Here is a 12,756-nt window from a genome sequence, read left to right as displayed (position 1 = left end):
CAGGCCTTGCACCTGCATTTCCCCGCAGGAAGCGGGGCGTCTTTCCTTGGACCACCAACGCAGCACCAGCCACCGGAAGTTAAGGCGACCAGCTCTGAAACGATCATACCGTATCCGGCGTGCCCTCCGGCTCCCCGTCGAGCCGGCGCACCAGGCCGCGCAGCACGGGCCCGTACTCGGGGTGGGCGAGGGCGAAGGCCATCTGGGCGACGAGGTAGTCGGCCGGGTTGCCGGTGTCGTACCAGCGGCCCTGGATGACCTGCCCGTACACGGCCCGGCTGGTGGCGTAGGCGTTGATGGCGTCGGTCAGGTACACCTCGCCGGTGCGGTGCTCGTACCAGCGGCGGGTCTGTTCGCGCAGTTCGTCGATGATGCCGGGGGTGACGACATAGCCGCCGATGGCCGCGTACGGGGAGGGCGCGTCGGCCGGGGCGGGCTTCTCGACCAGGCCGGTGATGCGCAGCTGGCCGTCGCCGAGGTCCTCCTTGACGATGGGCACGCCGTAGCGCTGGGAGTCGGCGGGGTCCATCGGCAGCAGGGCCAGGACCGGGCAGCCGGTCTGCTCGTAGGCGCGGATCAGCTGCTGGGCGCGCGGGACCTCGGCGACGAACACGTCGTCCGGCCAGAGCACCAGGACCGGCTCGTCGCCGAAGGAGCGGGCGGCGTTCAGCACGGGGGTGCCGTTGCCGTATGGGCCGTACTGGTCGAGGTAGGTGATGTGGCCCTTGCGGGCCAGCTCGGCGACCTCCTCGACGGCGTCCGCGTAGGCGGTCTTGCCGTCGGCGCGCAGCTGGTCCACGAGCCCGGGGTTGGGCCGGAAGTGGTCCTGGATCAGGCTCTTGCCGCCCGAGACGACGATGGTGATGTCGGTGATCCCGGAGTCCACCAGCTCGCGCACGGTGTGCTCGATCACCGGTTTGTCGCCGACCGGGAGCATCTCCTTCGGCGTGGCCTTGGTCAGCGGCAGCAGGCGGGAGCCCAGTCCGGCGGCGGGGATCACGGCCCTGCGGATCGTCGGCGACATCAGGTCTCTCTCGGTCGGACGGCACGGTGTCCGCCGACGCTACCAACGGGCCCTGTGCCGGTCGGGAAACGGAAGCCGTACGGAAGCTGTCACCAGGCCGTTTTCCGGGCGAAGCCGGAACGACGTCCCGGCTTCGCCCGGTGCGCTCAGTAGGCCACCGGCCAGCCGGTGCTCCAGTCCAGCAGGTTGATGCCGAGCTTGGGTGTGCCGCTGTCGTTCCCGTCGTAGTAGTGGTAGACGATCAGGTCGCCGTCCGTGTCGTTCATGATCGACTGACCGCCGGGGCCGATGACCGCGCCGTGCGACTCCAGGACGGCCGTGCCGCCGTTGTTCGTCATCGCGACGCCGCTCTTGTCGTAGTACGGGCCGGTGACCGAGGTCGCGCGCCCCACCTTGACCTTGTAGGTGCTGCTGGTGCCCTGGCAGCACAGGTCGTAGGAGGCGAAGAGGTAGTAGTAGCCGTTGCGTTCGACGACGTACGGCGCCTCGACCGCCTTGCTGCCCGTGGGGCGGGCGGCGAGGGAGTAGCGGGTGGTGTCGCCGGAGTACTGCTTCCCGGTCGACGGGTCGATACGGATCATCTTGATGCCGGTCCACCAACTGCCGAACGACAGCCACCACTTGCCGTCGCCGTCCACGAACAGGTTGGGGTCGATGGCGTTGTAGTCGCTGGCGGACGTCGAGGTGTAGACGATGCCGTAGTCCGACCAGGAGCCCGGCAGGCCCGTTGCGGAACCGGCCAATCCGATGGCCGAGGTGTTGGAGCCGAAGGTGGAGACGGCGTAGTACATCAGGTACTTGCCGCCGTGGTACGAGATGTCCGGCGCCCACGCCTCCGTCGCGTACGTCGACCACCAGCTCGGCTTCGTGGTGAACGCGTCGGAGCCCGCCGTGAAGGCCACGCGGTTCGTGGACGTCTTGTACGCGAGGCCGCCGCCGGTGGAATACAGCAGGTAGCGGCCGGCGGAGGTACGGATCATCGTCGGGTCGTGGACGACGACGTCACCGGTGACCGTGCCCGGGTTGGGGTACGCCGACGCGCTCGTCGGGACCAGGGCGAGCAGGATCGCGGCGGGGAGGGCGAGGAGTGCGGTGCGGGTGCGGCTCACGCGAAGCCTCCTTCATGAATTGTCCGAGGTGTCGAACAGCGATCGCCAATTCGGACGGACCGTAGAATCGAATCGTTTTGCCGTCAACGGTTCTCACGGGGGTCACGTGTCAACTCACCTGTCTCAACAGAAGACTTGACTGACGCTCACTTTGCCCAACTGACAGCTTGCGAACAGCAACCGTTCCTACGGTGCCGTGTCCATGACAGACACCTCAGAGGGCGCCCGCTCCGTCGGACGCCGTACCGTACTCGTCGCCACCGGGACGACCGCCGCTGCCCTGGCCGTAGGCGCAGCGGTCTCGACCGAGGCCCCCGCGGCAGCCGCCGCCCCCGACCTCCAGCCGGCCGCCGCCGCGGCGGTCTGCACGCTCACGGAGGAGATGACCGAAGGCCCCTACTACCTCGACGGCGCACTGGTCCGCGCCGACGTCACCGAGGGGAAGGCGGGCATCGCCCTCAAGCTCGCCCTCACCGTCGTCAACTCCGCCTGCACGGTGATCCCCAACGCGCTGGTGGAGATCTGGCACTGCGACGCCCTCGGCGAGTATTCCGGGTACGTCGGCAACAACGGCCACAACGAGGCCGACGACGGCACCTTCCTGCGCGGTGGCGTGCTCACCAACTCCAGCGGCGTCGCCAACATCACCACGATCTACCCGGGCTGGTACCGGGGCCGCTGCGTCCACATCCACGTGAAGGTCCACACCGGCGTCACCCTGACCTCCGACGGCTCCTTCACCGGCGGGTCGACCCTGCACACCGGCCAGCTCTTCATCAACGAGACCATCACGACCGCGGTCGCGGCGGTCTCGCCCTACTCGACCAACACGGTCACCCGCACCACGCTCGCCCAGGACGGGATCTACGACGACGGAGGCGCCTCCTCGGGTCTCATGACCGTCACCGGCTCCACCTCCGCCGGCTACACCGGCACGCTCACCCTCGGCGTCTCCAGCTGACACCGCGGGCCCCGGGGAAGGTGCGTCCCCCGGGGCCCGGCTCAGGGTCTGCGACGGAGGGGCAGGTCCACCTCGGCCCGTACGGTCTTGCCCGGTGCGCCACAGCAGTCCCGCTCCACCACCTCCCAGCGGTCGGCCAGCGCGTCCACCAGCACCAGCCCGCGCCCGCCGTCGTCCAGCACCCCCTGCGGTGCTACGACGCCGGGTGCGGGCGGCCGCCGTTCCGCCCGGGTGTCGGTGACCTCCACCCGCACGCTCCCCGTCACCACCGACACCCGCAACTCGAAGTCCCGCCCCGGCACCCGCCCGTGCGTCACCGCGTTCGCGGCCAGCTCCGCGACGATCACGGACACCTTGTCGATGACATCAGGCGCCGCGAACACCCCTCCCCACGCGTGCAGTTGGGCGACGGCGAGATGCCGGGCGAGCCGGGCACCCCGCGGGGTGGCACTGAGCCGCTGGGCCAGTGTTCGACTGACGGTGACCGCGGTGGGGGGAGCGTCCATGCCCCCAATCTGGCCCCCTGAACGGGCACTTCTCCAGGTCATCGCCGCGTACGCCGACGGCGCGTACACGGTCACCGACTGGACCGTACTGCTCACGGGCCGTCACCATGAGGGGCGGGAGGTGGCCTACGTGGGCGATGGAGTCGAGCCGGAGTCGTCGGACAGTCTGCGGACTTTCGGGGCGGTGGTCCAGGCACTGCGGGAGCATGCGGGGCTGAGCCGCGAGGAGTTCGGGGAGCGGGTGCGGTTCTCCAAACACACGGTGGCATCGGTGGAGCTGGGCCGCCGCATGCCGGACGAGTCCTTCGTGGAGGCGGCCGAGCAGGCCCTCGGCAACACGGGGGCCTTACGGCGGGCGGCGGGGTATGTGGCGCGGCAACCGGGGTTGGCGGCTTGGTTTCGGCGGTGGGCGCGGATGGAGGCGACGGCGATCAGCCTCTACACCTACGAATGCCGGGTCGTGCCGGGCCTGTTGCAAACGGAGGCCTACACGCGGGCGGTCTTCCTGAGCGTTCCGCCGATCCCCAACGATCAGAAACTGGACGATCGGGTGGCCGCACGCGCGGCCCGACAGGATCTGCTGTCCACCCGGCGGGAGCGGCCGTGCGCATTCAGTTTCATCGTCGAGCAGGCCCTGCTGGAGCGACGAACGGGCGGCGACGAAGTGACACGAGAGCTGCTCGACCACCTGCTGGAGGTGATCGACCAGCATCGGAACGTGGAGATCCAGGTCATGCCGCTGCGGCAGCCAACACACGCAGGCCTGGACGGCCCGTTGCAGCTGCTTGAGACTCCCGAGAATCAGTGGTTCGCTTATTCGGAAGGGCAGAAGAACGGCCGCCTCATCGCCGATCCGAAGGAGATCAGCGTCCTCCACCAGCGATATGGAAAACTGCGCGCGCAGGCCCTCAACCTCCGGGACTCCAGGGCCCTGTTGGAGCAGATGCGAGGAGCGCTATGAGCACGTCCGAACTGACCTGGTTCAAGAGCAGCTACAGCAGCGGCAGCGAGGGCGACTGCGTCGAGGTCGCCGCCTGCCCCGCCACCGTCCACGTCCGCGACTCGAAGAACCCCCAGGGCCCCCAGCTGGCCCTCTCCCCCGCCACGTGGGCCAACTTCCTCACGCACGCCGGGAAGCGCCTGCCCTGACCTGTTTGATCCAGGCATCCGACACGCTCTTGGGAACCGTGGCGGTCAGGCCGCCCTCCTTGGTGAAGGCGAGCGCCCCGCTGTAGGCGCCGCCGCCACAGCCGTCGGACTGGTGGCTGAGCCTCTTGTCGGTGGACGCGTCGATGAAGGGCTTCGTGCTGCCCTTGCGGGTGACCCGGAAGCGGACCGTGCCGAGGTCGGGGCCGATGTCGTCCGGCAGCGGCAGACGGACGCTCGTGACGTCCTCGGCCGGTATCCGGTCCTCGACGCACCTGCCGTGCGCGCAGAGCCGGACGGAGGCGCCGGCGAGACCGTCGTAGCCGTCCTGCGCGAAGAACACGCCGACCTGGGCCACCACACCGACACCGCCGCAGGGTTCCGCGTTCCCCGCGCACCCGGACAGGCCGACGAAGAACGCGACGGCACCGCCGACCACCCGCGCGTACCGGACCGTATTCACCACTGTGTCCCCCCTTGCCACCTGCCCATCATCACCCACATCGGCGGTGCGATGATCGCCGCATGAGACATCGAAGACGGGCGTTGCTCGCTCTCCTCACGACCGCCCTCCTCACGTCGTGCTCCGGCGGGGGCACGGCTCTGGACGGCAGCTCGCAAGCGGCCGGGATCGCCGAGAACGACCACGCCCAGGTCGGCGACGAGTACTGGGTGGCGATGCCGCCGTTGTCGAACAGGACGGGGAAACCGCTCACCGTCATCGACGCGAAGATCGTCCATGTGCCGGCCGGGCTGCGCATCACGGGGTATCGGGTGGACATCACCGCCGGCGGTTACCTCATCGGGACGTCACCCGTCGCTGCCACGGACGACGTCAGGACCGGTCCGGTCCGGGTCGCGGCGCACGACCAGTCGGACCAGTACTACGAGGCCCGGGTCAAGGTGACCGGAGCCGTGCACGGGGACCTGACCGACTGCCGCTTCACCTACCGGCAGGGCTCCACCACACACCAACAGGACCTCGGCTGCGACACCCGGATCCGCCTGGACAAGCCCCTCTGAGGCGGTCGTCCCGCATACGAAACGGCTGTTGACAGTGCGAACCGGAAGGACACCACGTGACACCGCAGATCCTGCGTGCCAAGGACAGGACGCCCGCACCCTGGAAGAACGGCGGAGGCGTGACATCGCAGGTCGCGGCTGATCCGCCGGGCGCGGGGACGGACGATTTCGTCTGGCGGGTCAGCCTGGCCGACGTGGCGTCCAGCGGACCGTTCTCCGCGTTTCCCGGAGTCGACAGGATCATCACCGTCGTCGGCGGACCGGGCATGGCCCTCACCGTCGACGAGGTCCCGCACGTGATCGACGCGCCGTACGAGCCGTTCGCCTTCGCCGGTGACGCGGTCACCGAGTGCCGGCTGCTCGACGGGCCGATCGTCGACTTCAACGTGATGGTGCGGCGTGCCGGGATGACAGCGCGGGTCCGCGTGGTGCGCTCCGACACCTCCGTACGGGCCGCTGCCGGGACCCGTGTTCTGGCGATCGTCCTGGACGGGTCGGCCGAACTCCAGCGGTCCTCGGTCCGCCTCGGCCGCCTCGACGCGGTCCTGCTCCCGGAAGGGGACGGTGACAGCTTCCGCGTGGAGGGGGTCCTGGCGATCGTGGACCTCGTGCCCCGGCCCGGCCGCTGACCGGGCCCGCGTTCACGCGCCCGGCTCGAACAGCTTCCAGTTCCCCTCGGAGACGACCTCGACGCCGCCGTCGTCGGTCACCTTGAGGGCCGTCCGGGCGTCGATGGCGTAGGCCGGACCGGCCATCCCGGCGGCCCACCGTTCCGCCTCGGCCAGGGTGTTCTCCGGGCAGTCCGGACTGTCCAGGTGCGGGAAGAGGGAGAAGTCGACGACTCCCAGCGCGCTGTCGTCGCCGGTGGGGGGCTCCCAGCCGACGAAGAACTCCCCCACGCGGGGCGTCAGCGCCATGCTCCCGGCGCTGAGCCCCACGTAGACCGTGTCGCGCAGCGAGGGGAAGAGGTCGGCGAGTCCGGACTCCCGCATCCAGTGGCACAGGTACAGCGCGTCGCCGCCGTTCACCAGCAGGGCGTCCGCCGCCCGGACCCAGGAGACCCAGCGCTCCCTGTCGATGCCGGGCAGCGCGGTGAGCTCCAGCACGCCCACCGACCGCCACCCCAGCCCGGTCATGGGGCTGGGGGACCGGCCGCTGATGAAACGCCAGGGCCCGCCCGGATCCCCGTACGGGCCGCCGTACCCGGCGGTCGGGATGCAGAGGGCGTCGGCCTCGGCGATCGGTTTGCCGAGGAGATCGACCAGTGCCGCCAGAATGCTTTCGTTCGTGACACCGGAGTCGGTGAGGAGCAGCTTCATCGAGTCCCCGCTGGGTAGGGTCGCCGTTCGATGGCAGGATATGCGGCAAGCGATAGAATCGTGCCATGTCCGCCGACATCGACTTCCTGCCCACCCGCCCCCACCGGGTCGTCGTCCTCGCCCTCGACGGGGTCTACCCCTTCGAACTGGGCATCCCGAACCGGGTCTTCCCCTGCGTGCCCGGCGCCTACGACGTCGTGACGTGCGCGGCGGCCGAGGACCGTACGGTGGCGACCAGCGCCGACTTCACGATCACGGTCGGGCACGGGCCGGAGGCGCTGGAGAGCGCGGACACGGTGGTCGTGCCGCCGTACGACATGGCGCGGATCGCACAGGAACTGCCCGAGCCCGTCGCCGCCGCGCTGGCGCGGATCCGGCCCGGGACCCGCATCGTCTCCATCTGCACGGGGGCGTTCGCGCTGGCGGCGGCCGGGCTGCTGGACGGGCGGCCCGCGACGACGCACTGGGCGCTGGCGCCCCGGTTCCGGCGGATGTTCCCGCAGGTCGCCCTCGACCCCGACGTGCTGTTCATCGACGACGGCGATGTGCTGACCTCGGCGGGGGCGGCGTCCGGGGTCGACGTGTGCCTGCACGTCGTGCGCGCCGACCACGGCAGCGCGGTCGCCAACAGCGTGGCCCGGCAGTGCGTCGTACCGCCGTGGCGGGACGGCGGACAGGCCCAGTACATCGAGCAGCCGGTGCCGGACGAGGGCGCCACCGGCACGGCGGCCACCCGGGCCTGGGCCCTGGAGAACCTCGAACGGCCGCTCGCGCTGCAGGAGCTGGCCGAGCACGCCCGGATGAGCCGGCGCACCTTCGCGCGCCGCTTCCAGGAGGAGACCGGCGTCAGCCCGGGCCGCTGGCTGATCCAGCAGCGGGTGCACCGGGCCCGCCATCTCCTGGAGACCAGCGACCTGCCCGTCGACCGCATCGCCACCGAGGTCGGCTTCGCCACCGGCACCTCCCTGCGCCAGCACCTGCACGCGACGATCGGCGTCTCCCCGCAGGCCTACCGGAACACCTTCCGGACCACGACGGCCGGAAAGGGGTGAGCGGTCCCGCCAGGCCGCGGGGAGGTGCGGCCCTCCCCGCGTCGCCGTCCGACCCGGACGCGCCGCGCCGGCCGATGGCACCGGCCGGCGGGCGCTGACGGACGCGGGGAGGACCACACCGGGCGGACCCGCGGAGAGCACCCCGCGGCCGCCGGCTACTTACTTGGCCGGGCACTCCTTCCAGGCCATGTGGTAGACGGTGCTGATGTCACCGTCGGTGGAGTCCATGGTCATGAAGCTGACCTTGCCGGGGTTGGCGCTCCCGGCGTTCACGCGCAGCTCGGTGTTGATGTTGAAGTTGCGCTGGACCCCGCAGGGCGCCCAGACCAGCTGGGCCCAGTCGGTGGTGTCGGTGGCCTGCCAGTTGTCGTCGTAGGGGCCGCTGAAGGGGTGGCTGGCGGCGGCCGTGTTGGACGAACCCTGGAAGTAGTACGAGGCACGCTGGGTGCCGGTGGCGCCGGACTGCAGGGACGCGAAGCCGCGGTAGTCGGCGCTGGCGATGGCGTACGTGAAGCCCTGCGGCACATGCACGACCAGGTTGAGCTGGCAGTTGCGCCGGAAGGCGGTGGGGTCGGAGTTGCCGCCGGCCTGCGCGAGGTAGGCGCTGTAGGTGACGGTGAAGGCGGTGTTGTCCTCGGAGACGGCGACGGCGGTGGTGCCCGCCGGGCACCCGGAGCCGTTGACCGTGGCTATGTTGATCACGATCTTGTCCGGCGGCGGGTCGTCGAACACGGGCGACGAGGAGGCACGGGCCTGAGCGGGCAGCCCGGCGGCGAGCAGCGCGGTGAGCGCCCCGCCGAGCAGGAGTCCACGTCTCATTGGTTTCTCCAGTTCGGTGATCGAGTGGGGGGTGACACCCACGGCCGTCACGCACGACCCACACGGTTCATCTGGTTCATCTTTGAAGAACCTGTGAGTTTTCTGTGAAGGCCGGGGCGCTCGAATCGTAGGAACCCCCACGCGCACCGGTCAGGGCGAACTCCGGCCATTCACACCACCGGATTTCACAGCCCCGCTGCCGCTACGGGTTCTCCCAGGCCGCCGGTTCCGCCGCCAGCGCGCGGACCGGCTCCGGGAGCGCGTCCGCCGCGATGTCCGCCACCGTGACGCCTTCGAGGATCTTGCGGACGTTGGCGCGCAGGGCGATCCACAGGGGCAGCAGGGGCTGGGCGGTGCCGGTGTAGGCCAGGCCCGTCGGGCGTTCGCCGCGTACGGAGACGATCGGGCCGTCCACCGCGCGGATCAGGTCGGCCACGGTGATCGCGGACGCCTCCCGGGCCAGCCGGTAGCCGCCGCCCCCGCCACGCCGGCTGTCGACGATCCCGGCGCGCCGGAGGTCACCCAGAATGCCCTCCAGGAACTTGTGCGGGATGTCCTGGGTGGCGGCGATCTCCTCCGCCTTCACCGGGCCGCCGTCCTGCCGTACGGCGAGCTCCAGTACCGCCCGTACCGCGTAATCCGCCCGTGCCGAGATCCTCATGGGTCCATTGTGGGGCGTCCGCCCGTGCAGAATGACCGGACCCGCGCCCCGTAAGATCGCCCGGGAGGATCCCTTGGCGCTCAGCAGACGTACCTTCAGTGCCCTCGCCGGCTCGGCCGCGCTCGGTTTCGCCCTGGGCGGCAGCGGCGGCCCCGGGGCGCCCTCGGCGTACGCCGCGCGCAGTGTGCCCACCGGCCCGGCCCCCGCCCCGCCGGGCGCGGACGGCGAGCGGCACACCATCGGCTACGACCACTACTCCCTCGTCGTCGACGGCAGGCGGCTGGTCGTCTGGTCCGGCGAGCTGCACCCCTTCCGGCTCCCGAGCCCGTCCCTGTGGCGGGACGTCCTGGAGAAGATGCGGGCGCACGGCTACAACACGGTCAGCATCTACGTGGCGTGGAACTACCACTCCCCCGCGCCCGGCCGCTACGACTTCACCGGCGTCCGCGACCTCGACCTGTTCCTCCGTACGGCCGCCGAGACCGGGCTGTACGTCATCCTGCGTCCCGGTCCGTACATCAACGCCGAGGTCGACGCCGGCGGCTTCCCCGGCTGGCTCACCGCCACCGAGGGCACCGCCCGCACCACCGACCCGACCTACCTCGGCCACGTCGACCAGTGGCTGACGGCCGTCAACCGCATCGTCCGCCGCCACCAGCTCACCGACGGCGGCGGCTCCGTCCTGCTCTACCAGATCGAGAACGAGTACGACGGCCACGTCGCCGACCCGAGCGGCCCCGCCTACATGTCCCACCTGTACAAGAAGGTGCGGGCCGACGGCATCGACGTCCCCCTCTTCCACAACGACAAGGGCCGCAACGGCTACTGGATCCCCGGCTCCTTCGACACCGGCGGCGAGTCCGGGAAGTGGCTGTACGGCTTCGACGGCTACCCCTCGCCCACCCAGACCCCGCCGGACTGGGGCGGCTTCGGGATCGGCGGCCTCAAGGGCGGCGCCACCGCCAGCCCCCGCACGCCCGGGTTCGTGCCCGAGTTCGGGGGCGGCTGGTTCGACCCCTGGGGCGGGGTCGAGTTCGGCGGCAAGGGGTACGCCGAGTCCCGGCGCACCCGCGACGCGGCCTACGAACGCCGCTTCTACCTCACCAACCTCGCCAACGGCCTCACCCTCCACAACGTCTACATGACGTACGGCGGCACCACCTGGGGCTGGCTCCCGGCACCGGTCGTCTACACGTCGTACGACTACGGCGCGGCCATCGACGAGGCCCGCAACGTCACCCCGAAGATGGCGCCGATGCACCAGCTCGGCCACCTCCTCCAGCGCGTCCCGGACTTCGCGAAACTGGACCGCGCGGCGGACGTCCACGTCGACGGGCTCAAGGCGTACCACCTCACCAACCCCGACACCCAGGCGCACGTCTACGTGCTGCGCAACGACGGCGCGAGCGAGGTGACCTCCGCCGTGCGGGCGGTGGTCGCCGACGGACACGACGACATCGAGGTCACCGTCCCGGCGCACGACGCCCGGCTGATCACCACCGGGCTCTCCCTCGGCAAGCGGAAGCTGCGGTACGCCACCGCCCAGCCGATGTTCGTCCTCACCGCCGGCCGCCAGGACGTCGCCCTGTTCACCGGCCGGTACGGCGAGATGGCCCACCTCGTGCTGGAGTGCCCGGCCGAGCCGTACGTCACCCGCCTGGACGCCGAGGCGGCCTGGGTCTACGACCAGGGCGTCCTGCACGTGACCGCTCCGCTCGGGCAGGGCGGACTCACCCGGGTCCTCGTCGAGCGCGGCGAGTCCGACACCCCGCTGCTGCTGCTCTTCGCCGACGACGCGACGTCCCTGCGGCTGTTCCCGTACGACACCCCGTCCGGCACGCTCCTCGTCTACGGCCCGGCGCTGCTGCGCCACGCGAAGCTCGACGGGTCGACGGTCCGGCTCACCGGGGACACGGTCGCCCCGACCGGCCTGGAGGTCTGGGGGCCGCGCGGGATCACCTCGGTCACCTGGAACGGGCAGCCGGTACGGACGCGGGTGAGCGTCTCCGGGAGCCTGGTCGCCCTGTCGGACATGGCGGGGGCGCCGAAGCCGGCGCTGCCGGTGCTGGGCGGCTGGCGCCGGAGCGCCGAGAACCCCGAGTCGGCGGTGGCCTTCGACGACTCCACGTGGACGGTCGCGGACCACAAGACGTCGTTCAGTACGACGCCCGTGCCGGACGGGCAGCCGGTGCTGTTCGCCGACGACTACGGCTTCCACTACGGAGACGTCTGGTACCGGGGGCAGGTGGACGGCGACCTGTCCGACCTGGAGTCGGTCTCCCTCGCCTACAGCACCGGCACCCAGGGCATGCTGCTGGCCTGGCTGGACGGCAAGCCGCTGGGGTCGCACCGGATGCCGGTGCCGGACACGAAGACGGTCCGGCAGGGGAGCTGGACGGCCACGGCCGCGTTCCCCGTCGCCGGGCCGAAGTCGAAGAAGGAGCGGGAGAAGGAGAAAGAGCGGGAGAAGGAGCAGCGGTCGCATGTGCTGTCCGTGCTGGTGCGGCGGATGCAGCACGACATGGACGGCAAGTCCGTGGACACCCAGAAGGCGGCACGCGGGTTGACCGCCGCGACCTTCAAGGGGGCCTCTCCCAAGGTGAGTTGGCGGATCCAGGGGCCTCTCGCCCCGGATCCCGTGCGCGGGCCGCAGAACAACGGCGGGCTGTACGGCGAACGGGAGGGCTGGCATCTGCCCGGGTTCGCGGACGGTGCCTGGGAGGCCGTCGAACTTCCGCGCGCGGACAAGGGGATGGGGGTCACCTGGTACCGGACCGGCTTCCGGCTGGCCGTACCGGACGGGGTCGACGCGTCGGTGGGGCTGGTCCTGGAGGACGACCCTGGGCGGGCGTACCGGGTGCAGATCTTCCTGAACGGGTGGAATCTCGGGCAGTACATCAATGACGTGGGGCCGCAGCACACGTTCGTGCTGCCGAACGGGATTCTGCGGACTCGGGGAGCCAATACCTTGGCGCTGGCTGTACTCGGGGACGGGACGACGGAGATCGGGCCGGGGCGTGTGCGGCTGGAGTTGCTGGGGAGTGCGGCCGGAGGAGTGCCGGTGGTGGGGGTGGACTCCCCCGGCCGTTAGGTGCGGGTTGTGGGGGGCTGATCGCGCAGTTCCCCGCGCCCCTGA

General features: G+C 70.7%; 14 protein-coding genes. 7 read left to right on the top strand and 7 right to left on the bottom strand.

The window, feature by feature from the left end; genetic code table 11:
* Nucleotides 1–103: 103 nt before the first annotated feature.
* Entirely contained in the window at nt 104–1,024 is a 921-nt protein-coding gene (locus tag ACGFZS_RS02010; protein WP_393656257.1) for a UTP--glucose-1-phosphate uridylyltransferase, read from the bottom strand.
* A gap of 146 nt (nt 1,025–1,170) precedes the next feature.
* Nucleotides 1,171–2,133, bottom strand: coding sequence for an arabinan endo-1,5-alpha-L-arabinosidase (locus ACGFZS_RS02005; RefSeq protein WP_393793498.1), 963 nt, complete (start codon nt 2,131–2,133; stop codon nt 1,171–1,173).
* Between the two features lie 202 nt (nt 2,134–2,335).
* Between ACGFZS_RS02005 and ACGFZS_RS02000 the strand changes: the two genes are divergently transcribed.
* Entirely contained in the window at nt 2,336–3,094 is a 759-nt protein-coding gene (locus ACGFZS_RS02000) for an intradiol ring-cleavage dioxygenase (RefSeq protein ID WP_393793497.1), read from the top strand.
* Between the two features lie 41 nt (nt 3,095–3,135).
* Here ACGFZS_RS02000 and ACGFZS_RS01995 read toward each other — a convergent pair whose 3' ends face one another.
* Nucleotides 3,136–3,600 carry an ATP-binding protein gene (locus tag ACGFZS_RS01995; RefSeq protein ID WP_393656263.1) on the bottom strand — a complete coding sequence of 155 codons (465 nt, stop codon included), beginning with the start codon at nt 3,598–3,600 and terminating at the stop codon, nt 3,136–3,138.
* Here ACGFZS_RS01995 and ACGFZS_RS01990 point away from each other — a divergent pair.
* Complete coding sequence (locus ACGFZS_RS01990) at nt 3,599–4,561, top strand: Scr1 family TA system antitoxin-like transcriptional regulator (RefSeq protein ID WP_393793496.1); 963 nt, start codon at nt 3,599–3,601, stop codon at nt 4,559–4,561. The two genes, ACGFZS_RS01995 and ACGFZS_RS01990, sit on opposite strands and share 2 nt — an antisense overlap.
* The gene (locus tag ACGFZS_RS01985) at nt 4,558–4,749 is read left to right on the top strand and encodes a DUF397 domain-containing protein (RefSeq protein WP_393793495.1); all 192 of its coding nucleotides are present in this window, start codon (nt 4,558–4,560) and stop codon (nt 4,747–4,749) included. The genes ACGFZS_RS01990 and ACGFZS_RS01985 overlap by 4 nt, the downstream gene beginning before the upstream one ends.
* Here ACGFZS_RS01985 and ACGFZS_RS01980 read toward each other — a convergent pair.
* The gene (locus ACGFZS_RS01980) at nt 4,721–5,212 is read right to left on the bottom strand and encodes a hypothetical protein (protein WP_393656269.1); all 492 of its coding nucleotides are present in this window, start codon (nt 5,210–5,212) and stop codon (nt 4,721–4,723) included. The two genes, ACGFZS_RS01985 and ACGFZS_RS01980, sit on opposite strands and share 29 nt — an antisense overlap.
* A 59-nt stretch (nt 5,213–5,271) precedes the next feature.
* Between ACGFZS_RS01980 and ACGFZS_RS01975 the strand changes: the two genes are divergently transcribed.
* Both ACGFZS_RS01975 and ACGFZS_RS01970 read left to right on the top strand, forming a co-directional pair.
* Entirely contained in the window at nt 5,272–5,769 is a 498-nt protein-coding gene (locus tag ACGFZS_RS01975; RefSeq protein WP_393793494.1) for a hypothetical protein, read from the top strand.
* Nucleotides 5,770–5,825: 56 nt separating this feature from the next.
* A complete protein-coding gene (locus ACGFZS_RS01970; protein WP_393793493.1) occupies nt 5,826–6,398 on the top strand; it encodes a HutD family protein in 573 nt (190 codons plus the stop codon).
* A 12-nt stretch (nt 6,399–6,410) separates the two neighbouring features.
* Here ACGFZS_RS01970 and ACGFZS_RS01965 read toward each other — a convergent pair whose 3' ends face one another.
* The gene (locus ACGFZS_RS01965; protein ID WP_393793492.1) at nt 6,411–7,088 is read right to left on the bottom strand and encodes a Type 1 glutamine amidotransferase-like domain-containing protein; all 678 of its coding nucleotides are present in this window, start codon (nt 7,086–7,088) and stop codon (nt 6,411–6,413) included.
* A 65-nt stretch (nt 7,089–7,153) separates the two neighbouring features.
* Here ACGFZS_RS01965 and ACGFZS_RS01960 point away from each other — a divergent pair, with 65 nt between their 5' ends.
* Complete coding sequence (locus ACGFZS_RS01960) at nt 7,154–8,140, top strand: GlxA family transcriptional regulator (RefSeq protein ID WP_393793491.1); 987 nt, start codon at nt 7,154–7,156, stop codon at nt 8,138–8,140.
* A 159-nt stretch (nt 8,141–8,299) separates the two neighbouring features.
* Here the strand turns inward: ACGFZS_RS01960 and ACGFZS_RS01955 are convergent, their stop codons facing one another.
* Together ACGFZS_RS01955 and ACGFZS_RS01950 are read right to left on the bottom strand one after the other, a co-directional pair.
* Nucleotides 8,300–8,959, bottom strand: coding sequence for a DUF4360 domain-containing protein (locus ACGFZS_RS01955; RefSeq protein WP_393793490.1), 660 nt, complete (start codon nt 8,957–8,959; stop codon nt 8,300–8,302).
* 202 nt (nt 8,960–9,161) lie between these two features.
* Nucleotides 9,162–9,620, bottom strand: coding sequence for an Rrf2 family transcriptional regulator (locus tag ACGFZS_RS01950; protein WP_355710832.1), 459 nt, complete (start codon nt 9,618–9,620; stop codon nt 9,162–9,164).
* 73 nt (nt 9,621–9,693) lie between these two features.
* Here ACGFZS_RS01950 and ACGFZS_RS01945 point away from each other — a divergent pair, with 73 nt between their 5' ends.
* Nucleotides 9,694–12,711, top strand: coding sequence for a beta-galactosidase (locus ACGFZS_RS01945; RefSeq protein WP_393793489.1), 3,018 nt, complete (start codon nt 9,694–9,696; stop codon nt 12,709–12,711).
* The last annotated feature ends 45 nt before the right edge of the window (nt 12,712–12,756 follow it).

The sequence above is a fragment of the Streptomyces sp. NPDC048288 genome, assembly GCF_043201555.1.
Lineage (GTDB): Bacteria > Actinomycetota > Actinomycetes > Streptomycetales > Streptomycetaceae > Streptomyces.
Note: the sequence above shows the minus strand (reverse complement) of the source record. Positions and strands in the feature narration are given on the sequence as shown.

What these genes read in the sequence shown, in the direction of transcription:
- ACGFZS_RS01965 (WP_393793492.1), bottom strand. Translation starts at nt 7,088, where the DNA reads ATGAAGCTGCTCCTCACCGACTCCGGTGTCACGAACGAAAGCATTCTG.
- ACGFZS_RS01950 (WP_355710832.1), bottom strand. Translation starts at nt 9,620, where the DNA reads ATGAGGATCTCGGCACGGGCGGATTACGCGGTACGGGCGGTACTGGAG.
- ACGFZS_RS01990 (WP_393793496.1), top strand. Translation starts at nt 3,599, where the DNA reads ATGCCCCCAATCTGGCCCCCTGAACGGGCACTTCTCCAGGTCATCGCC.
- ACGFZS_RS01995 (WP_393656263.1), bottom strand. Translation starts at nt 3,600, where the DNA reads ATGGACGCTCCCCCCACCGCGGTCACCGTCAGTCGAACACTGGCCCAG.
- ACGFZS_RS01955 (WP_393793490.1), bottom strand. Translation starts at nt 8,959, where the DNA reads ATGAGACGTGGACTCCTGCTCGGCGGGGCGCTCACCGCGCTGCTCGCC.
- ACGFZS_RS02010 (WP_393656257.1), bottom strand. Translation starts at nt 1,024, where the DNA reads ATGTCGCCGACGATCCGCAGGGCCGTGATCCCCGCCGCCGGACTGGGC.
- ACGFZS_RS01985 (WP_393793495.1), top strand. Translation starts at nt 4,558, where the DNA reads ATGAGCACGTCCGAACTGACCTGGTTCAAGAGCAGCTACAGCAGCGGC.
- ACGFZS_RS01960 (WP_393793491.1), top strand. Translation starts at nt 7,154, where the DNA reads ATGTCCGCCGACATCGACTTCCTGCCCACCCGCCCCCACCGGGTCGTC.
- ACGFZS_RS02000 (WP_393793497.1), top strand. Translation starts at nt 2,336, where the DNA reads ATGACAGACACCTCAGAGGGCGCCCGCTCCGTCGGACGCCGTACCGTA.
- ACGFZS_RS01975 (WP_393793494.1), top strand. Translation starts at nt 5,272, where the DNA reads ATGAGACATCGAAGACGGGCGTTGCTCGCTCTCCTCACGACCGCCCTC.